Origin of the sequence: Microbacterium murale, assembly GCF_014635185.1 — a bacterium.
Taxonomy (GTDB): Bacteria; Actinomycetota; Actinomycetes; order Actinomycetales; family Microbacteriaceae; genus Microbacterium; species Microbacterium murale.
The window spans coordinates 435,142-461,729 of sequence record NZ_BMCM01000001.1; the positions used below are offsets into that span (position 1 = coordinate 435,142).

Sequence of the window (26,588 nt, forward strand, 5' to 3'; positions counted from 1 at the left end):
GCCACAACCTCCGAACTCAGAGACTTCCGACCTCAGAGACCCGTCGGCTCCTCGGCGTCGACGTCAGCCGCGCCCGCGGGAACAGCGTCCGGCTCGGCCTCTCCGGTGACGACCACGGGCGTCGTGCCGGTCATGGCCTCCTCGGCATCGATGTCGGTCGCGGCCTGCTCGAACTGCGACTGGTACAGCCGCCAGTACGCACCCTGCGCCGCGATGAGCTCGTCATGCGAACCCTTCTCGACGATGTCGCCGTGCTCCATCACGAGGATGAGGTCGGCGTCGCGGATGGTCGACAGACGGTGCGCGATCACGAACGACGTGCGCCCCTGGCGCAGTGCCGCCATCGCGTGCTGCAGCAGCAGCTCGGTGCGAGTGTCGACGGCGCTCGTCGCCTCATCGAGGATGAGGATCGATGGCTTCGCCACGAATGCGCGCGCGATCGTGATGAGCTGACGCTCGCCGGCCGAGACATTCGCCGCATCCTCTTCGAGAACCGTCTCGTAGCCGTCGGGAAGCGCGTGGACGAAGCGGTCGACGTACGTCGCCTTCGCTGCATCCAGCACCTCTTCATCGGTCGCCGATGCCCGGCCGTACCTGATGTTCTCCAGGATGGAACCGGCGAACAGCCACGGGTCCTGCAGCACCATACCGGTGCGCGAGCGCAGCTCGGATCGGGTCACCTTGGAGATGTCCTGACCGTCGAGCAGGATCCGGCCGCCGCTGAGCTCGTAGAAGCGCATGATGAGGTTCACCAGCGTCGTCTTACCTGCGCCGGTGGGTCCCACGATCGCGACCGTCTGACCCGGCTCCACCCGGAACGAGAGGTCGTTGATCAGCGGGCGCTCCGGCGTGTACGAGAACGAGACGTTCTCGAACTCGATGACGCCCTTGCCCTCGACGAGGGCCGGTGCATCAGCAGCATCGGGATCCTGCTCATCGGCGTCGAGGAGGTCGAAGACCCGCTCGGCCGAGGCTGTGCCGGACTGCACCACAGCAGCCATGCCACCCAGCTCGCTCAGCGGCTGGGTGAACTGCTGCGAGTACTGGATGAACGCCTGCACGTCGCCGAGGCGAAGCTGACCGCTCGCGACCATCAGGCCTCCGAGCACGGCGATGCCGACATAGGTCAGGCTGCCGACGAACGTCATGGCCGGCATGATGATCCCCGACAGGAACTGCGCCTTGAAGCTCGCCTGGAACAGCTCTTCGTTCTCGACCTGGAACTTGTCGAGTGCATCCTTCTCACGTCCGTAGACCTTCACCAGCGCGTGACCGGAGAATGCCTCCTCCACCCGTGCGTTCAGGCGACCGACCTTGCGCCACTGCGAGCCGAAGGCCTTCTGCGACCTGGGACCGATGACGCCGAAGATGACGCCCATGAGCGGCAACGCGACGAGGGCGACGAGCGCCAGCTGCCATGAGATGGAGAACATCATCACCAGCACGCCGACGACGGTGAGCACCGATGTCAGTGCACCCGAGAGGGACTGCTGCATTGCGGTGGTGATGTTGTCGATGTCGTTCGTGACACGCGAGATCAGTTCGCCGCGCTGCACCTTGTCGAAGTACGACAGCGGCAGACGGTTGATCTTCGCCTCGACGGATTCACGCAGACGCCACATCGTTCGCACCATGATGACGTTGATGACGTAGCCCTGGATCCAGGTCAGCAATGCGGCGCCGACGTAGATGGCGAGCACAGAGACGATGATCCAACGCAGTCGCTCGAAGTCGATGCCCGCGCCGACCTGGAAGTCGGTGAATGCCGCGACCATGTTCGCGAAGTCATCTTGACCCTGCGACCGCAGGATCTCGATGACCTGCTCCTGCGATGTACCGGCAGGAACGCCGCTGTCGCCGAGCGTCTTCGAGATGAAGCCCTCGTAGATGATGTTGGTGGCCTCGCCGAGCACCTTCGGCGCAGCGACCGTCAGCACGACTCCGAGCGCTCCGAGGATCGAGACGAAGACGAACCAGAGGGCGGAGGGCTTCAGCAGACCGATCATCCGGCCGAAGCTCTTGCCGAAGTTGTCGGCCTTGCCAGGGGCGGGGGCGTCCCACCCTCCGGCATCCAGGCGCGCCGCGTCGGCGAGCTCGGCTTCATACTGCTCTTCTGCAGTGAGCTGTTCCGGCGTGCTCATGCGTCCACCCCCAGCTGCGATTCGACGATCTCCCGATAAGTCTCATTGGTGGCGACCAGTTCGTCATGAGTGCCGACACCGACCATTGCGCCGCCGTCGAGGACCACGATGCGATCAGCATCCATGATGCTCGACACGCGCTGCGCGACGACGATCTTCGTCACCTCAGGCAGTTCACGCCACAGGGCCTGCCTCAGTCTCGCGTCCGTCGTGAGGTCGAGTGCCGAGAACGAGTCGTCGAAGATGAGGATCTCCGGCTGGTGCACGATCGCTCTGGCGATCGCGAGTCGCTGGCGTTGCCCGCCGGAGACGTTGGTACCGCCCTGAGCGATGCGCGACTCGAGGCCATCAGGCATCTCCTCGACGAAGTCGCGGCCCTGTGCGATCTCGAGCGCCTGCCAGAGCTCTTCGTCCGTGGCTTCCTCTCGGCCGTACCGCAGGTTCGACGCCACTGTTCCGGTGAACAGGAAGGGTCGCTGCGGAACCAGGCCGATGGTCTTCCACAGCGCGTCGACGTCGGCTTCACGCACATCGGTGCCATTGACACGCACGGCGCCGCCTGTGACGTCGAACAATCGTGGGATCAACGAGACGAGTGTGGTCTTGCCCGCACCGGTGGAGCCGACGATCGCGACCGTCTCTCCCTTGTTCGCGCCGAAGGAGATGCCGGACAGCACCGGAGCCTCGGCTCCCGGATACGTGAACTCGACGTCTTCGAGCATGACCGTGCCGGGCGCGCTGAAGTCGGCGACGCCGTTGTCCGGGCGGTGCATGCTCGACTCGGCATCGAGCACTTCGCCCACGCGCTCGGCCGAGACGGCCGCACGAGGGATCATCATCGCCATGAAGCTCGACATGATCACGCCCATCATGATCTGTCCGATGTACTGCATGAACGCGAACAGGGTGCCGACCTCGACGTTGCCCGCGTTGATCTCGATGCCGCCGAACCAGATCACGCCGACGACGGTGACGTTGAGGATCAGCATGAACACGGGGAAGAGCAGCACGAAGAGCGAGCCGATCTTGCGCCCGAGGATCATCAGCTCCGTGTTGGTGTCGCGGAAGCGCGCTTCTTCGATGGGTTCGCGGACGAACGCGCGCACCACACGGACACCGGTGAGCTGCTCGCGCATGACGCGGTTGATCGCGTCGAGCTGCTTCTGGTTGCGGCGGAACAGCGGAACCATGCGACCGATGATGAGTACAGCGACGATCAGCAGTGCCGGCACCGAGACAGCGATCAGCCAGCTCAGTCCGACATCCTGCTGGACGGCCATGATGATGCCGCCGATCGCCAGCAGCGGGGCGGTGACGAACATCGTCGCGCCCATCATCGCCAGCATCTGCACCTGCTGCACATCGTTCGTGTTGCGGGTGATCAGCGAGCCGGCGCCGAACTGCGACACCTCGCGTTCGGAGAAGCCGCTCACGCGGGAGAAGACGTCGGCACGGATGTCGCGCCCGACGCTCATGGCCGCCTTGGCCGCGAAATAGGTGGCGACGATCGAGCAGATGATCTGACCGAGCGACACGACGAGCATGAATCCGCCGGTGCGCCAGATGTAGCCGGTGTCGGCCTGGGCGACGCCGTTGTTGATGATGTCGGCGTTCAGGCGCGGCAGGTAGAGCGTGGCGAGCGCGCTGGCGAACTGGAAAACCAGGACGCCGACGAGGAGCCATCGGTATTTGGAGAGATAGCGGACGAGGAGTTTTCCGAGCATGAAAGTGTCCTTGTGGGGATAGGGGCAGCGAGTGCCACAGAACAGATTGTCACGAAGCTCGGACATTCGAAACGACGAAGGAGGATTATCCGCTCAGGGCGAACGATCCGCTGGTCATCGGCGGATTCTGCACCGCGTACAGCAATAGCCGAATGCGCTTCTCAGCCGAAGAGCGGCACCTCTGGCGAGTACGCGCGGGCTGCGGCGCCGGCATCCGGCTCCAACTCCGCGAGCGTCGCCGGCTGCCACTTCGGCGAGCGATCCTTGTCGACCAGCTGGGCACGGATCCCCTCGACGAGATCGGGGTGGTGCGTCCCGAACCACAGCACGCGCCGGTACTCGCCGATAAGTGCATCCCGCAGGTCGCCCTCGCGTGCCTCGCGGACGGCGTCGAGCGTCACGGCGACTCCGGTCGGCGAGAGCTCCGCGAGCATCGTAGCTGTATCGGATGCCGCGGACTCGGTCCGCGCGGAGAGCCTATGAACGACCTCGCCGATCGTGTCCGCCGAGAACACCTCGTCGATCCAAGCGCGCTCGTCAGCGAGGGATGAGCGCTCCGGCGTCTCGTCGAAAAGCAGCACGAGCTCGGAGGGACTGGTCGGGTCGGCACGCTTGCCGAGGGCCTCGCGCAGCTCGTCGAGGTGCGCGGAGGGCACGTAGTAGTCCGCGAAGCCGGCGTACACGGCATCCGCTCCGGTCATGGTGGTGCCGGTGAGTCCGAGGTACTCGCCGATGCGACCAGGGGCGCGGCCGAGCAGATAGGTGCCGCCGACGTCCGGGGTGAACCCGATCCTGGTCTCCGGCATCGCCAGGCGACTGCGCTCGGTCACGATGCGGATGGCGGCGTGGCCTGCGAGGCCGATGCCGCCGCCCATCGTGATGCCGTCGGCGAGCGCGACGACCGTCTTCGGGTACTGCGCGATCATCAGGTTCAGCGCGTACTCCTCGCGGAAGAAGTCGCCGACGCCGTCGTACTGCCCGCTGGTGATCTGGTCGTAGAGCCCGCGCACGTCGCCGCCGGCGCAGAGGCCGCGATCGCCGGCCCCGTCGATGAGGACGATGTCGATGTCGGTGTCGTCGCGCCAGCGGTCAAGGGCTGCGGTGAGCTGACGGATCATGTCGAGATCCAGCGCGTTGATCGCCTTCGGCCGGTTCAGGGTGAGCCGTCCCAGTGATCCCTCGGTGCGGACGAGAACAGTGGGTGCCGCGGTGTTGTCAGTCACGAATGCCACGTTACCCGCCTGTTTCTTCACGCTTTGCACAGTGCCGACGCGAGATTCTGCGTGTTTTCCGACAAGATAGAGAGAACGCCCATCGCAGAAAGGCCCCGGATGCCAGACGGACAGCTGATCGAGTTCGATCACGTGACGAAGCGCTTCGGTGCTGTCGCCGCAGTGTCGGACTTCTCCGCGCGCGTCAACCCCGGTGTGGTGACGGGATTCCTCGGACCGAACGGCGCGGGCAAGACCACCACGCTCCGGATGCTGGTCGGCCTCGAACGCCCGACTATCGGTACGACCAAGATCGGCGGCAAGCGGTTCTCCGAATTGCGCGAACCCGCGCGCGTGATCGGTGCGATGCTCGAGAACCCCGGCTTCCGCGCCCGTCGCACTGTCGAGCGTCACCTGATCGCGACGGCCAAGGCGAACAGCATCCCGCTGTCGCGCGTCGGCGAGCTCATCTCGTTCGTCGGTCTCGGCGACGACGTCGAGACCCGCATCGCCGCCCTCTCGCTCGGCATGCGCCAGCGACTGAGCGCTGCCACCGCACTCATCGGCGACCCGGGTGTGCTCGTGCTCGATGAGCCGGCGAACGGTCTCGACCCCGAAGGCATCCGCTGGATGCGCACTCTCATCCGCCGTCTCGCCGACGAAGGACGCACCGTGCTCGTGTCGTCGCACGTGCTCTCCGAAGTCGAGCAGACCGCAGACGAGATCCTCGTCATCGCCCGCGGCGAGCTGAAGTTCGCCGGCACGATGGAAGACCTCGCCGACCCCAGCAGCGGACCCGTCGTCGTCGACGCCGCGGATCGTCCTGCCCTGTCCGAAGCGCTGCGCGGCGCAGGGTTCGAGTTCGAGATCCTGCGCTCCGGCCTGACCGTGCGCGGCAGCGACGCCGCCAGGATCGGGGCTGTGACCGCCGGTGCCGGCGTGGCGCTGACCACGCTGCAGCAACGCGGTCCGACCCTCGAAGACGTCTTCCTCGATCTCGTGAACGACCGGTACGTGCGCGTCGAGAAGCCCGCGACGAATGACCCCGCACTGTTCGAGATGCCGGTCGAAGACGAGCAGCTTCGGCTCGATTCTGCCGCTCAGCCCGTTTCGGCACCGGCGACGTCATCGCCTGCGCTCGACGACCAGGCGGCCGACGGCCCCGTCGATTCCGATTCCGAGGCCGAGGCCGCTGAACTCGACGCAACAGGTGATTCCACTCAGGTCGTTGAGCCGGCTGCGGGAGAGACGAGACGCTCCGAGCGAGCCGCACGAGTCGAAGCGTCCGCGAATTCCACCGACGACGACCGACCGCTCCCCGGCATCGCCGGACTCGCGGCCGTCGCCAGTCTGTTCAACACCAACACACCCTCATCCACTTCGGCTGCGGATGAAGCGGTTTCAGATGGCGCCGGCGCCGGCGAAGCCGAGAGCGATCCCGCCGCCGAGCTGTCGTCCACCGGCTCGAGCGATGAGGGAGATGCCGAGTCGGATGCTGAGTCATCGGATGCCGAGGGCATCGACCTCGACGCGACCCGCGTCATCGACGTCGTTCCCGGCGCCGAGCCGACCGCGTCCGCCGCGTCCTCCGACGTGCCGTTCGCGGGCGACGAGCCTGCTCCGTCATCGGTGTCGGCGGAGACGTCCGACGAGACCGACCCGACCGAAGAGTTCTTCGACGCGTTCACGGGCGATCCGTCATCCGACGATGACGATGCGCCCGACGCGTCATCCGGCGACGCGTCAGAAGGCGACGCGTCAGAAGGCGGAGACGCAGAGACCGAAGACTCAGGGGACGGCGACTCGAACTCCGACGAGTCCGCGCACGAACAGCACTGATCAGACGGTACTGACGTCAGTACTGATCACACGGGGCGTGGCCGGATGACCGGACGCTGACGTCCCTTCACGACCGGTATCGGCGCCGTGCTCGCGATCTCGACGACATCGACGGGCTCTTCTGTGACGTCGAGGCGAAGCGCCTGCGTGAGGGAGAGTCCGTGCCTGGTCGTGAAGATCAGCCGCTGGAACTGCTCATCGCCTTCGAGGTCGATGACGACGCTCGGGCGACGGCGACGGATGAGCACGAAGTCCGTCGTCGCTGCGGCCTTCCAGGTTCCGGCCGCGAGGATGCTCGGGATGTGCGTGCCCGGTCCAGGCACGCCGCGCAGCCACGTCCACGCGTCATCGGTGAGCTGCACCTTCGTGATGGTGTCGCGCGCGACTCGCAGATTCTCGCGATGGAACGTCGCAGCGCGTTCAAGCGGGGAGAGCACAACCTCAAGCTGTGTCTGATCCAGCAGCAACGTCACCATGAACCCAGTCTGCCAGCGACGCCCTGCAAACTGTCTGCGACTTCCTCACAGGACGGCAACAATCCGGTTGTGTGATTCCGCCAGGAGTCACGAACGCGAGGCGGATGCCGCGGCAGCGGCCGCAGCCGGCAACGCCGCCTCGATGCGGGACAGGGCCGCATCGTCGTGCGCGGCGGTGAGGAACCACGCCTCGAACACGCTCGGCGGCAGGGCGATGCCCTGCTCGCGCATCGAGTGGAAGAAGGGGGCGTAGCGGAACGCCTCCTGCGCCTGCGCCTCGGCATAGGTGCGCGGGGCGTTCTCCGCGAACACCACACCGAACAGGTTTCCGGCCCGCGGCACGGCGTGCACGACACCAGCGTCGGTGAGGGCCGCATCCAGGGCATCCGCGACACGAGCGGCCGCAGCATCCACCCGCGCGTAGACGGCGGGCGTCGCGAGCCGCAGCGTCGCGAGCCCCGCCGCCACCGACAGCGGGTTCCCCGAGAGTGTGCCCGCCTGGTAGACCGGCCCGGTGGGGGCGAGAAGATCCATGACATCGGCGCGACCGCCCAGCGCGGCGAGCGGCATGCCTCCGCCGACGACCTTGCCGAACGTGATGATGTCGGGCAGGTACTCCTCACCGAGCGAGGCCTGCAGCGCCCAGTATCCGGCGTGGTGCACCCGGAAGCCCGTGAGCACCTCATCGAGGATCATCAGCGCACCGTGCGCGTGCACGGTGTCGGCGATGAAGCGGTTGAATCCAGCATCGGGTTCGACCACGCCCATGTTCGCGGCTGCCGCCTCGACGATCACGGCGGCGATCCGGTCGCCGTGCTCGTCGAAGACGGCTTCGAGAGCGGCGCGGTCGTTGTATCCGATCACGAGCGTCTGCGCCGCGATGGGAGCGGGAACGCCGGCAGAGCCCGGCAGCGCCAGCGTCGCGATGCCGGAGCCCGCCTCGGCCAGCAGACCATCGGAGTGCCCGTGGTAGTGCCCGGCGAACTTCACCAGCAGATCGCGGCCGGTCGCACCGCGCGCGAGGCGGATCGCGGTCATGGTGGCCTCGGTGCCGGTGGAGACCAGGCGGACGCGTTCGATCGGAGCGAGGTCGCCCACCCGCACGCGTTCGGTGATGAGTCGGGCGAGTTCGACTTCGCCTTCCGTCGGCGCTCCGAAGGAGAGGCCGCGAGTCGCCGCTTCCTGCACCGCGGCGACGACGTCGGGATGCGCGTGTCCCAGTAGGGCGGGCCCCCACGAGGCCACCAAGTCGACATACTCTTCGCCGGCGGCATCCGTGACCATCGCACCCTTCGCGGATGCCAGGAATCGCGGTGTCCCGCCGACGGAGCCGTACGCCCGCACCGGAGAGTTCACTCCGCCGGGGGTGACAGCGCGCGCGGCGGCGAACAGGTCGTCGTTGCGATCATTCATGGGAATCCCCCTCAGTCGCGAAGCCAGCCTGCGGCCTCGGTCGCCCAGTACGTGAGCACGGCGTCGGCACCGGCGCGACGGATCGACAGCAGCGATTCGAGCACAGCCGCACGACGATCGATCCAGCCGTTCGCGCTCGCGGCCTCGATCATCGCGTACTCGCCGGAGATCTGATATGCCCACACCGGAATATGCACGGCATCGCGAACCTCACGGAGCACGTCGAGGAAGCTCATGGCCGGCTTGACCATGACGATGTCCGCGCCCTCGGCCTCGTCGATCAGCGCCTCGCGCAATCCCTCGCGACGGTTGCCTGGGTCGAGCTGATACGTGCGGCGGTCGCCCTGCAGCTGCGAGTCGACCGCCTCGCGGAACGGTCCGTAGAAGGCGCTCGCGTACTTGGCCGCATAACCGAGAAGGAGCGTGTCGGTGAAGCCCTCGGCGTCCAGTCCGCGACGTATCGCCGCGACCTGGCCGTCCATCATCCCCGACAGCCCCAGCAGGTGCGACCCTGCCCGCGCCTGCGCGAGCGCCATGGCGACATAGCGTTCGAGCGTCGCGTCGTTGTCCACCGAGCCGTCATCGGCGAGAACGCCGCAGTGTCCGTGATCCGTGAACTCATCCAGGCACAGGTCGGTCTGCACGACGAGCGCATCGCCGACCTCCTTGATCAGCGCGGTGGTCGCGACGTTGAGGATGCCGTGCGGATCATCCGCACCGGAGCCGATCGCGTCGCGTACTGCAGGGACGCCGAACAGCATCACACCGCCGACGCCTGCCTCTGCCGCCTCGACAGCGGCGCGACGCAGCGAATCGAGCGAGTGCTGGGCGACGCCGGGCATCGACGTGATCTGCACGGCCTCGGAGATGCCCTCTCGCACGAACATCGGCAGCACGAGCTGCCGCGGCTCCAACGAGGTCTCGCGCACCAGGTTCCGCACCGCCGACGACTGGCGGAGCCGGCGCGGGCGGATCTCGGGGAAACTCACGGCGCGAACTCGTCGGCCGCGTGCGGGAGGGTGAAGTGCGAGACCGCGTCGATGAGCGCATCGACGGTCTGCCTGTCGGCGACCACGGTGATCGGCAGACCCGCCTTTCGGGCGTCCTTCGCGGTGCGAGGGCCGATGGCTGCGAGCAGCGTGTCGTCCGGGATGTCGGGGAACTGCTCGCGCACCTGCTGCGCGACCGATCCGCTGGTGATGAGGATCGCATTGATCCGGCCGCTGTCGACATCACGGCGGATGCGGTCGGTCACCGGCACGCCGACCGTGCGATAGGCGACGATGCTGGAGACCTCGTGACCCGCCGCGATGAGCGACCGGGTCAGCACGGGCTTCGCGATCTCGCTGCGCAGCGTCAGGATGCGACGGGGCGACGGCTCGAGGGCGAGCAGCTGCTGCGCCATGCCCTCGGCCGAGTTGTCCTCCTCTGGCACGAGCGCGACCTCGTAGCCGACGGCCTGCAGTGCTGCCGCTGTCGTCTCGCCGACCGCGGCGATCTTCGTCGATTTGGGAACGACCGCACGGTGCGCGAACAGCACATCCACCGTCGTTGCGCTGGTGATCGTGAGCCAGTCGAACTCTCCGGCGGCGAGTTTCGTCAGTGCGTCGTCGAGCGCCGCCTGGTCGTTCGTGGGGCCGAAGTTGATCAGCGGCGCGACGACGGGAACGGCTCCCTGCGCGCGGAGGCTCGCGGCGACGCCGTCGCCCCAGGGGCCTCCTCGCGGAACGAGGACGCGCCAGCCGGTCAACGGCTTCTCATGATTCGTTTCGGGTGTGATGCTCATCAGGATTGCTCTCGGGAGACGAGTCCGGCCGCCCCTTGATCGAGCAGCCGACGGGCGACAGAAAGCCCGATCTCGCGCGCTGCGTGATTCGGGTCCGCACCATCGGCAGCATCCGCTCCATTGCCACTGCCGTTCAGACGAATATACCCCCGGCGCAGAGGTTCGGTGACGTCGAGGCCGATCCGGCGGTCACCTTCCGGCGCGTAGACAACGGTTCGTACACGCACAGTGTCACCCGTGACAACCGCATGCGCCGCCATCGGCGCCTGGCATCCGGCATCCAATCCCTCAAGCACGCCGCGCTCCACGGTGATCGCGAGCCGAGTCGCCTCGTCGTCGAGCTCTGCGAGGGCGGCGAGGAGTTCTGCCGGCGCGTCCGCTGTCGTCTCGACGGCGAGCGAACCCTGCCCAGGCGCGGTCGGCCACTCGGCGAGGCCGAGTTCCTCGCGTGCGAGGGTCACTTCGGATCCGATCCGCGACAAGCCGGCGGCGGCGAGGATCACGGCATCCAGCTCACCGGATTCGACCCGTCCCATCCGCGAGCCGATGTTGCCGCGGATGTCGATGACCTCCGCACGAGGCGCCCGACGACGCACCTGGGCGATGCGCCGCGGCGAACCGGTGCCGACCTTCGCGCCGGGGCGCAGCTCGTGAAGCGGCGTGCCGTTCTTCGTGAGCACGACGTCTCGAGCGTCTTCGCGCGCCGGCGTCGCGGCGATCACCAGCCCGTCCGGCTCAGCCGTCGGCAGGTCTTTGAGCGAGTGCACCAGGATGTCGCACTCACCGCTGAGCAGCGCTTCACGCAGACGCGTCGCGAAGATGCCCATGCCGCCGATCTCGGACAGCGATGCACGGTTGGTGTCACCTTCCGAGACGATGGGGACGAGCTCGACCTTGCGTCCGGAGATCTTCTCCAGCGCGGCGGCGACATGCCCGGACTGCGCCTGCGCGAGTGCGCTTCGGCGCGTGCCCAGAAGGATCGGGCGCTGACGGATCAGAGTACTCATCACGGCCTACTGCAGAACGTCCGCGATCTCGTCGAAGCGGAGCCTGCGGCCCGTGAAGAACGGGACCTCCTCCTTCACGAATCGACGAGCCTCGGTGTAGCGCAGGTCGCGCATGAGATCGACGAGTTCGGTGACGTCGTCGGCCTCGAGGGGAAGGATCCACTCGTAGTCGCCGAGGGCGAAGGCGGCGACGGTGTTGGCGATGACGCCCTTGAACGCCGCACCCTTGCGTCCGTGATCCGCGAGCATCCTGCGCCGGTCCTCTTCGGGAGCGAGGTACCACTCGGGTGTGCGCACGAACGGGTACAGGCACAGCCAGTCCTTGGGCTCGACGCCCCGGAGGAACCCGGGCACGTGCGCGCGGTTGAACTCGGCGTCGCGGTGCACACCCATGACGTTCCAGACGGGCAGCAGCGTGCGCAGCAGCTCGGTCCGGCGAAGGCGGCGCAGCGCCTTCTGAAGTTCTTCGGCCGTATCGCCGTGCAGCCACACGAGCAGATCGGCGTCGGCCTTGAGCCCCGAGACGTCGTAGAAGCCGCGGATGGTGACGCCGGAGTCCTCGATGTGCCCGGAGATCGTCTCCAACTCGGTGGCGTCGGTCTCGGCAACCGGTGCATCGGGATTGCGTCGCCATACGGCCCAGAGGGTGAAGCCGGTCGGGTTCTCTTCGCTCGCGTCGGACATGCGTCCAGTCTGCCCCTTTCTCGAGGAAGGAGCGAATGCTGACGGCGGGACGTCAGCGGGCGAGAGCGCGCGCGATCGCCCAGACGAGAGCACCGGCGAATGCGGCGACCCCGACGGCTGCGGCGACCGCGCCGACCGGGTTGCGATCCGCGAACACGCGCGCTTTCGCCACGCCTCGAACCGAGGCCTTCTCGATGCGACGGGGAAGGTTGCCCTTGACCTCGATCGCCGCGAGTGCGGCCTTGAGTTCGGCACGAGCGGATGCCACGGGGTCGGTGATGCCGGCAGGAACGGCGGTACGGGGCAGGTTGAGTTCAGAGTTTGTCATCACCGGCATCCTTCACGATTCGAATATCGGTCGCGACGGCCTGGCCGGGGTTCTCCCGGCGCAGCACCTTGCGGAATTTGAGCAGCCCGAACACCGCGCAGATCAGGACGCAGAGAAGCAGCAACCCGAGCACGGCGAGCGCGGACAACCAGACCGGCCACCACGACGACAGCCCGGCCACCGCGAAGACGAGGATCATCGGGATCAGCCAGAACAGGAAGAACAGCGCGATCAGGAACCAGACGCTGCCGATGCCGGCGTCCTTCGCGGTGCGCGAGATCCAGACCTTCGCCGCCTCGATCTCGGCCTTGACGAGCTTGCTGACGAGTTCGGGGAGATCACCGAGCAGCGTCAGGAAGCTGTCGTCGGCGCGGTCACGGTATCCGCGGACCATGTCAGTTCCCGTTCGTCGTCTTCTTCGCCGCGGAGCCCGTCGACGTGCTCGAGGAGCCGGCGCCCGTCTTGGCTGCGGGCTTCTTGGCAGCGGGCTTCTTCGCGGCCGCCTTCGCGTCTTCGATCACGTCTTCGGCCACATCGGCGACGTTCTCCGCCGCCTTCTTGGTGGTGGCGATCGCGGAGTCGAGCTTCTCGCCAGGAGTCGTCCCGTTACCGGCGGACTTGGCGACCTTGACGATCCCAGACCAGACGGCACCCGGAATCGCTGCGGCCTTGTCGCCCGCGAACGCCGTGAGCTTGGTGACCTGCTCCTGAACCGGGTCCAGGTGCCAGACCTTGAGCCACTGCGTCTTGATCTGCTCGTAGCGCTCGCGTCCGGCGCGCGTGCCGAGTACGTAACCGACGCCGAGTCCGACGACGAGTCCGATCTTCCCCTTCATGGGGTCTCCTCACGTTGTTCCGGTCAGGCCGCAGGATTCTGCCCCTGTCGGCCAGGTACCCAGCGTAACCCCATATGCCGATTTCGGCATCTATACCTCAGGGGGTTGACAGCCAGAGTTCACTTACGTCCAGAGCAGTGCCCTGCGCAGGCGATCAGCCTCGTTCTTCGCATCCGGGATGACCTGGGCCAGGCCCGTTCCGGCGAGCCACGCCCCGACGACGGCGAGGCCGTCGACCTCCTGAACGGCTGCCCGCACCGCCAGGCGACGCTCAGCCGCTCCGATGAGGGACGCCGGCTGCGCCTGCGTGAATCGAGCCCGATGCGAGTCGACGAGCATCGACTCCGCGAGCGGCACCCCGAGCATGTCGGCGGCCTCGCTCAGCGCGAGTCGAGCGGCCTCCTCGTCGTCGAGTCGCGCAGTGGCAGCAGGCTCTCCCTGTGCGCCGAACGACACCCGCACGATGTGACGGCCGGCTGCTGTCTCGCGCAGCCACGCCCACTTCGCGGTGGCGTGCGTGAGCGCCTTGGCCGCGTGGCTGCCCGGCACCGTGAGCACACCGGTGCCGCGCGGCGCGGCATCGAGCGCCGGGGCGTCGAGCAGCAGGCTCACGATCTCGATCTCCGGGGCGGCGCCCGGAGCACCGAGCGCATCGACGTGGGCGTCGAGCAGTGCACGGGCACTGGGCTCGGCGGTGGCGACGATGACGGCATCCGCCGTGAGCGTCTCCGTGCTGTCGTCCACGTCTTCCGCGGCGTCCGCCCCGTCCTCGCCGGCGGTGTCGGCCTGGAACGTGACGGTCCACCGGTCGCCGTCCCGAACCAGGGTCTGCACATCGATGCCAGTGCGAACGACGCCACCGAGCTCGGTCAGGTCATTCGCGAGCGCGTCCACGAGAACGCTCATACCGCCGGCGAGCGCCTCCACGGCGGAACCGGGGGCCTTCTTCGCACGGTCGGCGCGGTCCGCGAGCAGCTGAGCGACGCCTCCCGAGAGCGAACCAGCCCTGGTCATGGCCTCGTTGAGACCTGGCGCTGCGACTTCGGTGTCGACGCCGTCGGGATGCGCCGAATAGACGCCGGCGGTCACAGGGGTGACCAGTCGACGCAGCACCTTGTCGCCCATGCGCGACGACACGAGCTTGCCGAGGCTGTGCTCCTTGCCGATCGTCAGCGGCGGTCGCAGCCGGTCGACGTACGCGCGCCACGCTCCGCCCCAGCCGATGATCCGACGCACGTCGTCGGCGAACGGGTTCGAGGGGATGCCGAGGATGCCGCCCTTGGGGAGCGGGGCGGGGGCGACGCCGGGAACACCGACCAGCCACGCACCTGCCGGGTTCGGGGTGACCACGCGATCGGTGAGACCCAGATCGGCGAGCAGATCGCGCACGTGCCCGCCGCGCGTCGCGTAGCTCTCTGCCCCGGCATCCACCACGATCGAGTCGAGCTCGGCACGGCGGACGGCGCCGCCCAGGACCCCTGCCGCCTCGAGGAGCGTGACCTTCATGCCGACTTTGGCGCACTCACGGGCGGCGACGAGACCGCCGATGCCGCCGCCGACCACGATGACGTGGCGTTCGGCCGCTCTGGCCGCGAGTTCGACTGGATCGTCCGTCATGCCTGCGCCGACTCCGTTCGCGAGTGCACCAGTTCCACGATGCGGGTGAGCTGGTCAGGGTCTGTCTCCGGTGGCACGCCGTGGCCGAGGTTGAGGATGTGCGCACGGGCAGCACGGCCGCGCTCGAGCACGTCGAGCACATGCGTCTCGAGAACCTCCCACGGCGCAGACAGCAGTGCCGGGTCGATGTTCCCCTGCACGGTGACGTCGGGGCCGAGGATGCGGGCGGCCTCATCGAGCGGCTGGCGCCAGTCGACGCCGACGGCGGATGCGATGCCGTCGAGTCTCATGTCATCGAGGAACGGGCCAGTACCGACTCCGAAGTGGATCACCGGGACGCCGAGGTCCGTCACCGCAGCCTTGGAGTGCGGGGCGATGAACGCGCGATAGTCGGCGGGGTTGAGTGAGCCTGCCCACGAGTCGAAGAGCTGCACAGTCGCCGCCCCTGCGTCGCGCTGCGCCTCGAGGAAGCGGCGGGAGATCCGCGAGAGCCAGCCGGCGAGACGATTCCAGGCTTCGGGGTCTGTGTGCATCATGGCGCGGGCGCGGAGGTGCTCTTTTGAAGGACCGCCCTCGACCAGATAAGCGGCGAGCGTGAACGGCGCACCGGCGAATCCGATCAGCGGGGTGTCGCCGAGCTCGGCGGTGACGATGCGCACGGCCTCGGCGATCGCCGTCGTGTCGAGGGTGTCCGGATCGATCGCGGTGATCCGGTCGACATCAGCGCGCGTGCGCACCGGCTCTGCGAACACCGGACCGCGACCGGGCTCGATGACCACGTCGACGCCCGCCAGACGCAGGGGGATGACGATGTCGCTGAAGAAGACCGCCGCATCCACGCCGTGGCGACGCACCGGCTGCAGAGTGATCTCGGCCGCGAGGTCGGGGGTCAGGCACGCGTCCAGCATCCGGGTGCCGACGCGGAGCTCACGATATTCGGGAAGGGAACGTCCGGCCTGACGCATGAACCAGACCGGGGTCTGCTCTGGTCGATCTCCGGCGAGTGCGCGCAGCAACGGGGCAGTGGATGAGGACATGCGTCCATCTTCCCATCCGGTCTCTGTGGGCGCCCGGTGGCCGCGTCCAGGAGGCACTCCGGAAGGCGGCGTAGGATGTCCTTGTGCTGCTGTGTGTGACGGCGAACCACAAGACCGCCTCTTTCGAAATGCTCGAACGACTGAGCCGCACCCCCGACGACGTCGCGCCGAATCTTCTGCGCCTCGCTCCGTGCGTGCAGGGGGCAGTCGTCGTATCCACGTGCAACCGCTTCGAGGCGTACGTCGAGGTCGACGAACCGGTGACCGCAGCCGGCGCCGTCGGCGTCGAGGCCGTGCTCGAGGCGATCGAGCAGTCCGCCGGCATCCCCACCGAGGAGTTGGACGGCGCGTACGCCGTGCACTCCGGCCGCAGGGTCGCCGAGCACCTGTTCGCTGTTGCGTCGGGTCTGGAATCCGTCGTCTCCGGCGAGGGCGAGATCGCCGGCCAGGTGCGGCGCGCGCTCACGACAGCCCGTAAGCACGGCACCACCTCCCCCGAACTCGAGCGGCTCTTCCAGCGAGCCAGCCAGGCGCAGCGCAAGGTCAAGAACGTCACCGCACTGGGACGTGCCGGCCGGTCGCTGGTCCGCCTCGCGCTCGAACTGGCCGACAGTCGCATCGCCGACTGGTCCGCCGAGCGCGTGCTCCTCGTGGGCACGGGTTCGTACGCCGCCGTGACGCTCGCGACACTCCGTGAGCGCGGTGCGACGAACATCTCGGTGTACTCGCCGTCCGGCCGTGCAGAGCTCTTCGCCAAGAAGCACGACATCACGGCCGTTGCCGAAGCCGATTACGCGCGCATCGCGACGGCGTCGAGCCTGCTGATCACCTGCACCACCGCGACCGAGCCCGTGCTCGGCCGTGCTCAACTGCAGGGTCAGGCACGAGACTCGGCTGCCGGATGCCCCATGGGCCAGCAGACCTCGCAGCTCGTGATCGACCTGGGCATGCCGCGCAACGTCGACCCCGACATCGCGAGCCTCGAGGGCGTCGCGCTGCTCGACCTCGAGACGATCCGTCTGCACGCGCCCCTCGAGGAGCTGCAGGCGACGGATGCCGCGCGCACAGTGGTTCGCGAGGCCGCAGACACGTTCCACGTCGTCGGCGCGCAGCAGAGCGTGACGCCTTCGGTCGTCGCATTCCGCACGCACATCCTCTCGCTCATGGAAGCCGAGATCGAGCGCGCTCGCTCCCGCGGCGACGAAGGCGGCAAGGTCGAGCAGGCCATGCGCCACCTCGCCGGCGTGCTGACGCACACCCCGACGACGCGGGCGCACGAGCTCGCGGCTCAGGGCCGCGGCGACGAGTTCGCTGCCGCGCTCGAGACGCTGTACGGCATCACGGCCGAGGTCGCCACCGAGGCGCCAGCGGCCGAATCCGCCTGAGCCGCCGTTCGCCCGCCCTTCACATTGCACTTCTGGTCACCTGGCCCTTCACATCACCGGGGACGCCGCCGCCGACGCGCTGCTGACCGACAACCGGCTCGCTCTGCTGGTGGGGATGCTGCTGGACCAGCGTGTGCGCTAACCATTAACTGCGCGAAGACCCACACCGTGAGAGTGTGGGCCACGAGGAGGCGCGAATGACACAGGATCTGTACTCGGACGCGAGGCTGTACGATCTGCTGTTTCCGGCGAGCAAGGCAGCCGTGGATTTCTATCGCGCCGAAGCCGATGGCAGGGGCGGGCACGTGCTCGAACTCGGATGCGGAACAGGTCACAAGCTGATCCCGATCGCGGCCGATGGACACCCGAGCGTCGGCCTCGACCTGTCGCTGGACATGCTGACTGAGGCGCGGCAGAAGGCTGACGAGCGCGGCGTGTTTGTCGAGTGGCAGCAAGGCGACATGCGCGACTTCGACCTGGACAACGAGTTCGACCTCATCTTCATCGCTGGCAACGCACTGCTGCACCTGCACGAGGCTGACGACATCGTGCAATGCTTCCGCGCGGTCAGGCGGCACCTCGCGCCCGGCGGACGGTTCGCATTCGACGTCTTCAATCCCAATGTGCGTCTCCTGGCTGACGCCGACGGGGTCCGGCGCCCGCGCACATCATTCACCGATCCAGGCCGCGGCGATGTCCACGTCGATGTCGCCGACGCCTACGATGCTGCCGCGCAGGTGACACGCGGAACCTGGCACTTCTCGACGGACTCCGAGCCCGACTTCCAGACGGTGTCAATCGAGGTGCGAAGCATCTTCCCCCAGGAACTGCCGGTGCTCCTTGCGCACGCTGGACTCCGACTGGTCGAGCGCCTGGGCAATTGGGACGGCAGCCCCTTCGGGGCGGACTCCTCGACCCAGCTCTGCATCTGCGAATCCGCCGCCTGGTCGTAAGAGAGGATGGACTCATGGCCCTTCACATCACCGGAGACACCGCCGCCGACGCGCTGCTGACCGACAACCCGCTCGCTCTGCTGGTGGGGATGCTGCTGGACCAGCAGGTGCCCATGGAGACCGCGTTCGCCGGCCCGCTCAAGATCGAGCAGCGCACAGGTGCGTCGGATGCCACGGCGATCGCCGGCATGGACCCCGAGGCCTTCCTCGAAGCATTCCGGCAGACGCCCGCCGTGCACCGATTCCCGGGCTCCATGGCGACCCGTGTGCAGACGCTCTGCCAGGAGCTCGTCGATTCCTGGGGCGGCGATGCTGCAGCACTCTGGACCCAGGACGACCCGGACGGCCCCGAGGTGCTGCGTCGGCTGAAGAAGCTGCCTGGATTCGGCGAGCAGAAGGCGAAGATCTTCCTCGCACTGCTCGGCAAGCAGTACGGATTCACGGGTGAGGGGTGGCGCGAGGCATCCGCCCCCTACGGTGATGACGGCTCGTACCGCAGCGTCGCCGACATCGTCTCGCCCGAGTCTCTGACGAAGGTGCGTGAGCACAAAAAGGCGATGAAAGCTGCGGCCAAAGCCTCGGCGTGAACTTGTCAAGGCCCGTTCAGTCGAAGACCCGGTGACGCAGACTGGTCGGCAACGAGCCAGGGAGCGCGCATGTCGAGAAACGTCCGAAGGATGAACTGCCCGCCCGAAGCCGTCTTCCGCGTGCTGGCGGACGGCTGGCTCTACCCGGGCTGGGTGGTCGGAGCTTCGCGTATGCGCGATGTCGACGCCGCGTGGCCGCAAGCCGGATCGACACTGCATCACTCCGTCGGAGTCTGGCCCGCGCTCCTCGACGACACCACCAGCGCCGTGACCTGGGATCCGCCGCGCCGCATGGTGATGACCGCTCGGGGCTGGCCGATCGGAGAGGCGCGCGTGACGATCGACGTCAAGCCGTTCGGAGCCGGATGCCTGGTCCGCATCCAGGAAGAGGCGGTCAGCGGACCTGCGAAGGCACTCCCTTACGTGTTGACCGACGCGCTGCTGCAATGGCGCAACGCCGAGACGCTGCACCGGCTGGCGTATCTCGCCGAAGGGTCCGCACCCATGAGCACGGCATCCGATTCGGAGATCACATGACACCCCGCTCCTTCGATGTCGACGCCACCGTCGTCGGCGCCGGGCCCAACGGTCTCGCCGCCGCGGTCACGCTCGCACGCGCAGGACTCTCTGTGCGGGTCTTCGAGCGCGCCGCCGCCGCAGGGGGCGGAGCGTCGACCGAGGAGCTCACTCTGCCCGGCTTCCGTCACGATGTGTGCTCCGCGGTGCATCCGCTCGCCTTCGAATCCCGCTTCTTCCGCGAGTTCGGACTGACGCGTCGCGTGCCGTTCGCCGTGCCGGAGATTTCGTTCGCGCATCCGCTCGACGGCGGCAGGGCGGGGATCGCCTATCGGGATCTGGAGCGTACGGCAGAGAACCTCGGCGCGGACGGCAGGGCGTACGCGAGCCTGATGCGCCCTTTGGTCGAGCGATCGACGAGGGTCGCCGACTTCACCGGCGACACCCTCCTGCGCGTCCCGCGGGACATTCCGACCGCCCTGGCCTTCGGCCTGGCAGCGCTGGAGCAGGGCAGCCCGCTGTGGAATGCGCGCTTCCGTGAGGACGCCGCGCCGGCCATGCTCACAGGGGTCGCGTCGCACTCGATCCTGCCGCTGCCCGGCCTGGCCAGCTCCGGCGCGGGCCTTGCCCTGACCTCGTACGCGCATGCGAAGGGGTGGCCGATTCCGATCGGCGGAAGCCAGAGCATCATCGACGCCATGGTCGCCGATCTTCTCGCGCATGGCGGCGAACTCGTGACCGATCACGAAGTCGGCTCTCTCGACGAGCTGCCGGCGTCTCGCGTGACGCTGCTCGACGTCACGCCGCGTGCGCTGAGCAGGATCGCCGGCGAACGGATGCCGCAGCGCTACCGCAAAGCGCTCGGTCGATTCCGCTACGGCAACGCCGTCGCGAAGGTGGACTTCGCCCTCTCCGCGCCCGTGCCGTGGTCCCATCCTGAGCTCGGTCGCGCCGGAACCCTCCATCTCGGCGGCACCAGGGCGGAGATCGCGGCAGCCGAGAATGCCGTCGCTCATGGCACCCTCTCGGATTCCCCGTACGTCCTCGTCTCGCAGCCCTCGCTGTTCGACGAGACCAGGGCCCCCGCCGGACAGCACACCCTGTGGACCTACACGCACGTGCCGGCTGCCTCTCGTGCTGACAGGTCGGAGGCGGTCATCCGACAGATCGAACGGTTCGCACCGGGTTTCCGGGACACGATCCTGGGGATGTCGTCGCGCACGGCGATGGATGTGGAGCGGCACAATCCCAACTATCTTCGCGGCGATATCTCTTCGGGGACGCCGGATCTCGCGCAGCTGCTGCGTCGCCCTGTTGTCAGCCCGGATCCGTGGAAGACGCCGATGCACGGCGTCTACCTCTGCGGCGCGTCGACGACTCCGGGCCCAGGAGTGCACGGCTTGGCGGGCTGGCACGCGGCGCTGAGCGCGTTGCGGAACGACTTCGGGACGAGGATGCTGCCGAACCTCTCACCGGATCACGTTTCTGCTGGAGAATGAATCCATGAAGCAGACCGGTTCGAACATCGCCACCCTGATCGCCACCGCGACTCCCGCGGCCAGACGACGGGATGCCGAGACTCTGACCGCCCTGATGCAGGAGGTCTCCGGTCGCGAACCCGCCGCCTGGGGAACGATCGTCGGCTTCGGTTCGTGCCATTACCGCTATCCGACGGGCAACGAGGGCGACATGCCCATCCTCGCGTTCGCACCGCGCAAGACCGCCTCCACCATCTACCTGGACGACACCGGCCGATACCCCGAAGAGCTCGCGCAGCTCGGGCCGCACACCACCGGCAAGGGATGTCTGTACATCAAGGATCTGGAGAAGGTCGATCTCGCCGTGCTCCGCGGCATCCTGGAGAGCACGCTCGCGTGGACTGAGGCCGGGGGCAACGACCAGGTGGAGATCACCGTCACCGGCTGACGCTGCGACAGCGCCCCTCTTCGCTCGCCGGCGTGCGCATCAGCGCAGCACCTCGACCAGCGCCACCCACGAGACGACGATCGCCGAGACGATCGCAAGGAGACATCCGGCGGCGGCGAGGTGCAGGCCGGACGGATGCCCCGCCCACACCATCACGCCGGCGACGACATACGCGGCGAGCGGGAGGAAGCCGATCAGGTATTTGAGGGGTCGAGCGCGGTCGGCAGGGTCGGGATCTCGTGCGATCAGACGCGTGACGTTCACCTGGAAGGCTGCGGCGAGCAGCGTCACCACGATGATCAGGCCGCCGTACCAGGCGAGATCGAGGTCGGGCACCAGGCCGAGCGCCGAGACGGCGAGCGCGAGGACGAGGGCCGCGATCCCCGCCAGCAGCCGCGCGGTGAGCGTGCGCGACTTGACGATCTCGGCGATGTTGACGCTCGCCGCGACGATCACGAGTCCGGCGAGGGCCGCGGTGGCACCCGCCATGGCGACGTTGAACTCGCTCCACTGCGCGATCATGCGGACAGCATAGACCCGGCATCCACGCCGCCGAGGACGCCGCGATCGGGGCCCATTGCAAGGGCCCCGTCACGGACGTCAGCGCAGGCTGGCGAAGAACGATCGGATATCACCCGCGACCAGCGCGGGACGCTCGAGCGCGGCGAAGTGCCCGCCCTCGTCGAAGCGGGTCCAATGCACGATGTTGTCGTTGTCGCGCTCCGCGAAGACGCGGATGGTCTGGAAATCGTCCTTGAATACGGCGACCCCGGTACGGGCGTGGCTGACCTGCGGCTCTGCCTGGACTCGTGCGTTCTCGAGGTAGCTTCGGCTCATGCCGCTGGCGGCGTTCGCGAACCAGTTCACGCTGACCTCGAGCAGGATCTGCGCGAGTGTCACGAGCGAGGTCCCGTTGCCGAAGCTGTTGAAGAGCTCGCTGTACGCCAGCAGTCCGAGCGGTGAATCGCTGAGGCCGACCGCGACGGTCTGCGGACGCGACGCGTTCATGGTGTTGTATCCGCCGACAGATTGGAACCACTGCATGTGCTCGAGCCCGGCGTAGTCAGCGGGCTCGAGCTTCTCGAATTCGGCCGGGTCCCCGGACGGGAACGAGAACAGCTGCAGCACATGGAGGCCGAGGAAACCGTCCGGGTTCAGCAGACCCAGTTCGCGGGCGACCATCGCGCCGTTGTCCGAACCATGAATGCCGTAGCTGTCATAGCCGAGTTCGCGCATGAGCCGGTCGTAGGCAGCTGCTACGCGCGCGGTGGTCCATCCGGATGAGGTGAGCGGCTGCGAGAAGCCGTAGCCAGGAGCATCCGGTATCACGACGTCGAACGCGTCCTCGGCCCGCCCGCCGTGCGCCACCGGGTCGACGAGCTCGTCGATCATGTCGAGGTAGTCGACGGACGATCCGGGATAGGTGTGGGCGAGAAGCAGCGGCGTCGCGCCTTCATGCGCCGACCGGACGTGGATGAAGTGGATCGGCTGCTCGTCGATCTCGGCGATGAAATGCGCTCGTTCGTTGATCTTCGCCTCGGCATCGCGCCAGTCGAACGCACGCCAGGCGTCGACGGCCTCGCGAAGGTAGGAGTTCGGGGTGCCGGCATCCCAATCATCCGTCGGAGCGGGCTGCGGCAGACGGGTGCGGGCGAGTCGGTCCTTGAGGTCGGTGATCTCGGCCTCGGAGACCGAGACGGTGAAGGGGCGGATGCTGATCTGGATGTTGGTTTCGCTGTTCATGTCATCGACGATAGAAGCGCAATAGGTAGGATCAGTTCCTAATAGGAATCTCTTCCGAGGAGTGCTCACATGGCCGATCCGACCGCTCGCCTGCTTCGGCTGCTGGCGCTACTGCAGACGGGTTCGGCGCGCTCCGGACGAGAGCTGGCCGATCGGCTCGGCGTCTCCGGTCGGACGATCCGCAACGACATCGATCGGTTGCGTGAACTCGGATACCCGGTCGATGCGACGCGCGGCGCGATCGGTGGATATCGTCTCGGCGCGGGCGGGACGCTCCCGCCCCTGCTGCTCGATGACGACGAGGCCGTCGCCGTGACCGTCGGGCTGCGCGCCGCCGGTGGCGTCGCCGGCGTGGAAGAGGCGGGTGCGCGCGCGTTGGCCAAGCTCGAGCAGGTGCTGCCGTCACGGTTGCGTCCGATGGTCGATGCACTCCGCGCGAGCGTGGATCGCGCACCCGAGAACAACGACACCGACGCCCCCGACCCCGAGGTCGACGCCGCGGCACTGCAGGCCATCGCGAGCGCGATCCGCAACGAGGAATGGTTGCGCTTCGACTACTCGGACGCGCCAGTGCTCGTCGAACCGTACCGTCTGTTGACTTGGCACCGCCGTTGGTATCTCGTCGCACGCGACCCGCAGTCCGGCGATTGGGACACCTACCGCGTCGATTGGATGACCCTGCGTATGCCGACGCGCCGCCGGTTCGACCCCAGGCCACTGCAAGGCGGCGACTACACCGGGTTCGCAATGCGCACGATCGCGGTGAGCGGCTGGATCGTGCATGCGAGACTGCGGATCGACGCTCCGGCCGAGGCGGTGCTCGACCGGATCCACGCCGCGGTCGGCGTCGTCGAGCCGGTCGACGAGGACCACTGCATCCTCGTCACCGGCGCTGACAGCCTCGATACCGTCGCGGCGTACATCGGGATGCTGATGATGGACTTCACGGTCGAATCTCCCGCAGAGCTCATCCCCCGGCTGCGGCTGTTGTCCGAGCGCTACTCGCGGGCCGTCGCGGGCTCGTCCGCGTGAGCGCCGCCGTCAGCGACCGCCGTAACGTGCGACGATCTCCTCGGTGAGCGGCGGCCAGATGCGCTTGTGCTCGTCGCCGAAGGCGACGCCGGAGAGGAACGCTGCGCCGAGGTCACGGGAGCGGTCGATGAGCAGGAAGCTCCCCTGCCCGCCGAAGTGCCCAGCGGTCTCGGGCGGCAGGGTGTCACTCATCCAGTGCGGACTCTTCGTGCCTTTGAGCTCGAATCCCAGTCCCCACCGATTGTCGTCGAACGAGCCGTAACCGGGCACCACGCCGCGCAGCCCCGACCGTGAGACCGCAAGCGCAAGGTCGCGCAGCTCGACCGGGATCAGCGTCGGACGCAGCACCTCACGTGCGAACGTCAGCAGGTCTTCGATCGAGGCCAGGTAGCCTGCGGACGGCCGACCGGTCACGACGATGTCCTTCATGCCCAACGGCACGGTGACTTCGCGGGCCATCCAGTCGGCGAACGGCATACCGACAGCATCGGCCACGTGCGCGCCGAGTGCGTCGAACCCGGCGTTCGAGTAGATGCGCCGCGTTCCGGGCGCCGCCTGCGTCTGGTCGCCCTCGAAGGGCAGTCCGCTGGTGTGGTCGAGCAGGTTCAACAGCGTCGAGCCCTCCGGCCCGGCCGGCTCGTCGAGGTCGACGAGCCCACGCTCGACGGCGATCAGTACACCCCAGGCCGAGATGGGCTTTGACACCGACGCCAGCGGGAGGACCGTGTGCGCGTCACCCTGCACGGCGAGCGTATGCTCAGGATCGGTCACCCCGACCAGGGCCGTGTGGGGGAAGCCGTCTGTCGCTGCGAAAGTCGTGGTCTCCACCGCCCCATCGTCCCATGCCGCGGCATCCGCATGCCAAGCCGGGCAGCACGAAGCCCCGATTCAGACGTCTGAATCGGGGCTCCGGATGCCGTGGCTCAGGCGCCCTTGAGGCGCTCGGCCAGGTACTCGTGGAGCTTCTCGACGGGGATGCGCTCCTGCGCCATCGTGTCGCGGTCGCGCACGGTGACGGCGTGGTCGTCGAGCGAGTCGAAGTCGACCGTCACGCAGAACGGCGTACCGATCTCGTCCTGACGGCGGTAGCGGCGACCGATCGCACCGGCGTCATCGAAGTCGATGGCCCAGCGTCCGCGCAGCGAATCGGCGACCTCACGGGCGAGCGGCGAGAGCCTCTCGTTGCGCGACAGCGGAAGGACGGCGACCTTGACCGGCGCGAGTCGCGGGTCGAGCTTGAGCACCGTGCGGGTGTCGGTGCCGCCCTTGGCGTTCGGCACCTCCTCCTCGACGTACGAGTCGACGAGGAACGCCATCATCGAGCGGGTGAGTCCGAACGAAGGCTCGATGACGTACGGCGTGTAGCGCTCGCCGGATGCCTGGTCGAAGTAGGACAGGCTCTGGCCGGAGGCCTCGGAGTGGCTGGAGAGGTCGTAGTCGGTGCGGTTGGCGACGCCCATCAGCTCGCCCCACTCCTTGCCGGGGAAGCCGAAGCGGTACTCGAAATCGATCGTGCCGGCCGAGTAGTGCGCCCGCTCGTCCTCCGGAACATCGAAGCGACGCATGTTCGCGGTGTCGATTCCGAGGTCCTCGAACCATGCCCAGCATGCCTCGACCCAGTGCTCGAACCACTCCTGCGCCTCGGCGGGAGGCACGAAGTACTCGATCTCCATCTGCTCGAACTCGCGGGTGCGGAAGATGAAGTTCCCGGGCGTGATCTCGTTGCGGAACGCCTTGCCGACCTGGCCGATGCCGAACGGCGGCTTCTTGCGGCTGGCGGTGAGCACGTTCGCGAAGTTCACGAAGATGCCCTGCGCCGTCTCGGGGCGCAGATAGAACAGTCCGGACTCGTCGTCGACGACGCCGAGGTAGGTCTTGACGAGGCCCGAGAACGCCTTGGGCTCGGTGTACTGCCCCTTGTTGCCGCAGTTCGGGCACGGCACGTCGGCCAGGCCGTTCTCGGCCTTGCGTCCCTTGCGCGCCTCGAAGTCCTCGATGAGTGTGTCGGCGCGGAAGCGCTTGTGGCAGCTCAGGCACTCGACCAGCGGGTCGGTGAAGGTGGCGACGTGGCCGGAGGCCTCCCACACGCGCTTCGGCAGGATGATCGATGAGTCAAGGCCCACCATGTCGCCGCGTCCGCGGACGAAGGTCTGCCACCACTGGCGGCGGATGTTCTCCTTCAGTTCCGTGCCGAGGGGGCCGTAGTCCCACGCGGAACGCGAACCGCCGTAGATCTCACCCGCTTGGAACACGAACCCGCGGTGGCGGGCGAGGCTGATGACCTTGTCAAGACGGGACTGTTCGGCCACGGTGGCTCCAATGGTCGGGAGAGATTCGGATGCTGCGC

The 26,588-nt window shown here is 67.6% G+C and carries 26 protein-coding genes and 1 pseudogene; 9 read left to right on the forward strand and 18 right to left on the reverse strand.

Annotated features, from left to right (window positions below; all coding sequences use genetic code 11):
* Positions 1–32: 32 nt before the first annotated feature.
* From IEV67_RS02060 to IEV67_RS02070, 3 genes are all read right to left on the reverse strand, one after another.
* Positions 33–2,141: an ABC transporter ATP-binding protein gene (locus tag IEV67_RS02060; protein ID WP_188434869.1), complete on the reverse strand. Its 2,109-nt coding sequence runs from the start codon at positions 2,139–2,141 to the stop codon at positions 33–35.
* Positions 2,138–3,865 carry an ABC transporter ATP-binding protein gene (locus tag IEV67_RS02065; protein WP_188434870.1) on the reverse strand — a complete coding sequence of 576 codons (1,728 nt, stop codon included), beginning with the start codon at positions 3,863–3,865 and terminating at the stop codon, positions 2,138–2,140. The genes IEV67_RS02060 and IEV67_RS02065 overlap by 4 nt, the downstream gene beginning before the upstream one ends.
* Before the next feature lie 161 nt (positions 3,866–4,026).
* Positions 4,027–5,088 (reverse strand): enoyl-CoA hydratase/isomerase family protein, encoded by a 1,062-nt coding sequence (locus IEV67_RS02070; protein WP_188434871.1) that lies wholly within the window; start codon positions 5,086–5,088, stop codon positions 4,027–4,029.
* Positions 5,089–5,196: 108 nt separating this feature from the next.
* On the opposite strand from IEV67_RS02070, the gene IEV67_RS02075 reads away from it, so the two are divergent.
* Positions 5,197–6,915 carry an ATP-binding cassette domain-containing protein gene (locus tag IEV67_RS02075; protein WP_188434872.1) on the forward strand — a complete coding sequence of 573 codons (1,719 nt, stop codon included), beginning with the start codon at positions 5,197–5,199 and terminating at the stop codon, positions 6,913–6,915.
* 26 nt (positions 6,916–6,941) lie between these two features.
* Here the strand turns inward: IEV67_RS02075 and IEV67_RS02080 are convergent, their stop codons facing one another.
* The 11 genes from IEV67_RS02080 to hemE all read right to left on the reverse strand — a co-directional run bounded on the left by IEV67_RS02080 (position 6,942) and on the right by hemE (position 16,099).
* The gene (locus IEV67_RS02080) at positions 6,942–7,391 is read right to left on the reverse strand and encodes a hypothetical protein (protein WP_188434873.1); all 450 of its coding nucleotides are present in this window, start codon (positions 7,389–7,391) and stop codon (positions 6,942–6,944) included.
* 87 nt (positions 7,392–7,478) lie between these two features.
* On the reverse strand, positions 7,479–8,804 hold the full coding sequence (locus IEV67_RS02085) for a glutamate-1-semialdehyde 2,1-aminomutase (RefSeq protein WP_188434874.1): 1,326 nt from the start codon (positions 8,802–8,804) through the stop codon (positions 7,479–7,481).
* A gap of 11 nt (positions 8,805–8,815) precedes the next feature.
* Positions 8,816–9,793, reverse strand: a complete 978-nt coding sequence (hemB, locus tag IEV67_RS02090; RefSeq protein ID WP_188434875.1) for a porphobilinogen synthase — start codon at positions 9,791–9,793, stop codon at positions 8,816–8,818.
* The gene (locus tag IEV67_RS02095; RefSeq protein WP_188434876.1) at positions 9,790–10,590 is read right to left on the reverse strand and encodes a uroporphyrinogen-III synthase; all 801 of its coding nucleotides are present in this window, start codon (positions 10,588–10,590) and stop codon (positions 9,790–9,792) included. Before IEV67_RS02095 ends, hemB begins: the two co-directional genes overlap by 4 nt.
* Positions 10,590–11,597 carry a hydroxymethylbilane synthase gene (gene hemC / locus IEV67_RS02100; protein ID WP_188434877.1) on the reverse strand — a complete coding sequence of 336 codons (1,008 nt, stop codon included), beginning with the start codon at positions 11,595–11,597 and terminating at the stop codon, positions 10,590–10,592. The genes IEV67_RS02095 and hemC overlap by 1 nt, the downstream gene beginning before the upstream one ends.
* A 6-nt stretch (positions 11,598–11,603) precedes the next feature.
* Entirely contained in the window at positions 11,604–12,281 is a 678-nt protein-coding gene (gene hemQ / locus IEV67_RS02105) for a hydrogen peroxide-dependent heme synthase (protein WP_188434878.1), read from the reverse strand.
* 52 nt (positions 12,282–12,333) lie between these two features.
* Entirely contained in the window at positions 12,334–12,609 is a 276-nt protein-coding gene (locus IEV67_RS02110; RefSeq protein ID WP_188434879.1) for a hypothetical protein, read from the reverse strand.
* Positions 12,596–13,003 (reverse strand): phage holin family protein, encoded by a 408-nt coding sequence (locus tag IEV67_RS02115; protein WP_188434880.1) that lies wholly within the window; start codon positions 13,001–13,003, stop codon positions 12,596–12,598. Before IEV67_RS02115 ends, IEV67_RS02110 begins: the two co-directional genes overlap by 14 nt.
* Position 13,004: 1 nt before the next feature.
* A complete protein-coding gene (locus IEV67_RS02120; protein ID WP_188434881.1) occupies positions 13,005–13,445 on the reverse strand; it encodes a hypothetical protein in 441 nt (146 codons plus the stop codon).
* A gap of 123 nt (positions 13,446–13,568) precedes the next feature.
* The gene (hemG, locus tag IEV67_RS02125) at positions 13,569–15,062 is read right to left on the reverse strand and encodes a protoporphyrinogen oxidase (RefSeq protein WP_188434882.1); all 1,494 of its coding nucleotides are present in this window, start codon (positions 15,060–15,062) and stop codon (positions 13,569–13,571) included.
* Positions 15,059–16,099 carry a uroporphyrinogen decarboxylase gene (hemE, locus tag IEV67_RS02130; protein WP_188434883.1) on the reverse strand — a complete coding sequence of 347 codons (1,041 nt, stop codon included), beginning with the start codon at positions 16,097–16,099 and terminating at the stop codon, positions 15,059–15,061. Before hemE ends, hemG begins: the two co-directional genes overlap by 4 nt.
* Positions 16,100–16,182: 83 nt before the next feature.
* Here hemE and IEV67_RS02135 point away from each other — a divergent pair, with 83 nt between their 5' ends.
* The 7 genes and pseudogenes from IEV67_RS02135 to IEV67_RS02160 all read left to right on the forward strand — a co-directional run bounded on the left by IEV67_RS02135 (position 16,183) and on the right by IEV67_RS02160 (position 21,466).
* Entirely contained in the window at positions 16,183–17,484 is a 1,302-nt protein-coding gene (locus IEV67_RS02135) for a glutamyl-tRNA reductase (protein ID WP_188434884.1), read from the forward strand.
* A gap of 40 nt (positions 17,485–17,524) precedes the next feature.
* Positions 17,525–17,620, forward strand: a pseudogene (locus tag IEV67_RS18900) (HhH-GPD-type base excision DNA repair protein); the annotation flags it as partial.
* A gap of 61 nt (positions 17,621–17,681) precedes the next feature.
* Positions 17,682–18,437 carry a class I SAM-dependent methyltransferase gene (locus IEV67_RS02140; RefSeq protein WP_188434885.1) on the forward strand — a complete coding sequence of 252 codons (756 nt, stop codon included), beginning with the start codon at positions 17,682–17,684 and terminating at the stop codon, positions 18,435–18,437.
* Between the two features lie 14 nt (positions 18,438–18,451).
* Positions 18,452–19,024: an HhH-GPD-type base excision DNA repair protein gene (locus tag IEV67_RS02145; RefSeq protein WP_188434886.1), complete on the forward strand. Its 573-nt coding sequence runs from the start codon at positions 18,452–18,454 to the stop codon at positions 19,022–19,024.
* A gap of 69 nt (positions 19,025–19,093) precedes the next feature.
* Positions 19,094–19,561, forward strand: a complete 468-nt coding sequence (locus tag IEV67_RS02150; RefSeq protein WP_188434887.1) for an SRPBCC family protein — start codon at positions 19,094–19,096, stop codon at positions 19,559–19,561.
* The gene (locus IEV67_RS02155; protein ID WP_188434888.1) at positions 19,558–21,039 is read left to right on the forward strand and encodes a phytoene desaturase family protein; all 1,482 of its coding nucleotides are present in this window, start codon (positions 19,558–19,560) and stop codon (positions 21,037–21,039) included. Before IEV67_RS02150 ends, IEV67_RS02155 begins: the two co-directional genes overlap by 4 nt.
* A 4-nt stretch (positions 21,040–21,043) precedes the next feature.
* Positions 21,044–21,466: a DUF1801 domain-containing protein gene (locus IEV67_RS02160; RefSeq protein ID WP_188434889.1), complete on the forward strand. Its 423-nt coding sequence runs from the start codon at positions 21,044–21,046 to the stop codon at positions 21,464–21,466.
* Between the two features lie 39 nt (positions 21,467–21,505).
* On the opposite strand, the gene IEV67_RS02165 is transcribed toward IEV67_RS02160, so the two are convergent.
* Together IEV67_RS02165 and IEV67_RS02170 are read right to left on the reverse strand one after the other, a co-directional pair.
* The gene (locus tag IEV67_RS02165) at positions 21,506–21,988 is read right to left on the reverse strand and encodes a hypothetical protein (protein ID WP_188434890.1); all 483 of its coding nucleotides are present in this window, start codon (positions 21,986–21,988) and stop codon (positions 21,506–21,508) included.
* A gap of 78 nt (positions 21,989–22,066) precedes the next feature.
* On the reverse strand, positions 22,067–23,209 hold the full coding sequence (locus IEV67_RS02170; RefSeq protein ID WP_188434891.1) for an epoxide hydrolase family protein: 1,143 nt from the start codon (positions 23,207–23,209) through the stop codon (positions 22,067–22,069).
* Positions 23,210–23,278: 69 nt separating this feature from the next.
* Between IEV67_RS02170 and IEV67_RS02175 the strand changes: the two genes are divergently transcribed.
* Positions 23,279–24,241 (forward strand): helix-turn-helix transcriptional regulator, encoded by a 963-nt coding sequence (locus IEV67_RS02175; protein WP_188434892.1) that lies wholly within the window; start codon positions 23,279–23,281, stop codon positions 24,239–24,241.
* A 9-nt stretch (positions 24,242–24,250) separates the two neighbouring features.
* Here the strand turns inward: IEV67_RS02175 and IEV67_RS02180 are convergent, their stop codons facing one another.
* Both IEV67_RS02180 and IEV67_RS02185 read right to left on the reverse strand, forming a co-directional pair.
* Positions 24,251–25,069 carry a serine hydrolase domain-containing protein gene (locus IEV67_RS02180; RefSeq protein ID WP_188434893.1) on the reverse strand — a complete coding sequence of 273 codons (819 nt, stop codon included), beginning with the start codon at positions 25,067–25,069 and terminating at the stop codon, positions 24,251–24,253.
* 95 nt (positions 25,070–25,164) lie between these two features.
* Positions 25,165–26,550, reverse strand: coding sequence for a glycine--tRNA ligase (locus IEV67_RS02185; protein WP_188434894.1), 1,386 nt, complete (start codon positions 26,548–26,550; stop codon positions 25,165–25,167).
* Between the last annotated feature and the right edge of the window lie 38 nt (positions 26,551–26,588).

Excerpts from the sequence above, each read along its gene's own strand:
- hemQ (WP_188434878.1), bottom strand. The coding sequence starts at position 12,281 with ATGTCCGACGCGAGCGAAGAGAACCCGACCGGCTTCACCCTCTGGGCC.
- IEV67_RS02115 (WP_188434880.1), bottom strand. The coding sequence starts at position 13,003 with ATGGTCCGCGGATACCGTGACCGCGCCGACGACAGCTTCCTGACGCTG.
- IEV67_RS02120 (WP_188434881.1), bottom strand. The coding sequence starts at position 13,445 with ATGAAGGGGAAGATCGGACTCGTCGTCGGACTCGGCGTCGGTTACGTA.
- IEV67_RS02110 (WP_188434879.1), bottom strand. The coding sequence starts at position 12,609 with ATGACAAACTCTGAACTCAACCTGCCCCGTACCGCCGTTCCTGCCGGC.
- hemE (WP_188434883.1), bottom strand. The coding sequence starts at position 16,099 with ATGTCCTCATCCACTGCCCCGTTGCTGCGCGCACTCGCCGGAGATCGA.
- IEV67_RS02160 (WP_188434889.1), top strand. The coding sequence starts at position 21,044 with ATGAAGCAGACCGGTTCGAACATCGCCACCCTGATCGCCACCGCGACT.
- IEV67_RS02065 (WP_188434870.1), bottom strand. The coding sequence starts at position 3,865 with ATGCTCGGAAAACTCCTCGTCCGCTATCTCTCCAAATACCGATGGCTC.
- IEV67_RS02150 (WP_188434887.1), top strand. The coding sequence starts at position 19,094 with ATGTCGAGAAACGTCCGAAGGATGAACTGCCCGCCCGAAGCCGTCTTC.
- IEV67_RS02140 (WP_188434885.1), top strand. The coding sequence starts at position 17,682 with ATGACACAGGATCTGTACTCGGACGCGAGGCTGTACGATCTGCTGTTT.
- IEV67_RS02060 (WP_188434869.1), bottom strand. The coding sequence starts at position 2,141 with ATGAGCACGCCGGAACAGCTCACTGCAGAAGAGCAGTATGAAGCCGAG.
- IEV67_RS02145 (WP_188434886.1), top strand. The coding sequence starts at position 18,452 with ATGGCCCTTCACATCACCGGAGACACCGCCGCCGACGCGCTGCTGACC.
- hemC (WP_188434877.1), bottom strand. The coding sequence starts at position 11,597 with ATGAGTACTCTGATCCGTCAGCGCCCGATCCTTCTGGGCACGCGCCGA.
- IEV67_RS02155 (WP_188434888.1), top strand. The coding sequence starts at position 19,558 with ATGACACCCCGCTCCTTCGATGTCGACGCCACCGTCGTCGGCGCCGGG.
- IEV67_RS02080 (WP_188434873.1), bottom strand. The coding sequence starts at position 7,391 with ATGGTGACGTTGCTGCTGGATCAGACACAGCTTGAGGTTGTGCTCTCC.
- IEV67_RS02095 (WP_188434876.1), bottom strand. The coding sequence starts at position 10,590 with ATGAGCATCACACCCGAAACGAATCATGAGAAGCCGTTGACCGGCTGG.
- IEV67_RS02075 (WP_188434872.1), top strand. The coding sequence starts at position 5,197 with ATGCCAGACGGACAGCTGATCGAGTTCGATCACGTGACGAAGCGCTTC.
- IEV67_RS02175 (WP_188434892.1), top strand. The coding sequence starts at position 23,279 with ATGGCCGATCCGACCGCTCGCCTGCTTCGGCTGCTGGCGCTACTGCAG.
- hemG (WP_188434882.1), bottom strand. The coding sequence starts at position 15,062 with ATGACGGACGATCCAGTCGAACTCGCGGCCAGAGCGGCCGAACGCCAC.
- IEV67_RS02165 (WP_188434890.1), bottom strand. The coding sequence starts at position 21,988 with ATGATCGCGCAGTGGAGCGAGTTCAACGTCGCCATGGCGGGTGCCACC.
- IEV67_RS02085 (WP_188434874.1), bottom strand. The coding sequence starts at position 8,804 with ATGAATGATCGCAACGACGACCTGTTCGCCGCCGCGCGCGCTGTCACC.
- IEV67_RS02170 (WP_188434891.1), bottom strand. The coding sequence starts at position 23,209 with ATGAACAGCGAAACCAACATCCAGATCAGCATCCGCCCCTTCACCGTC.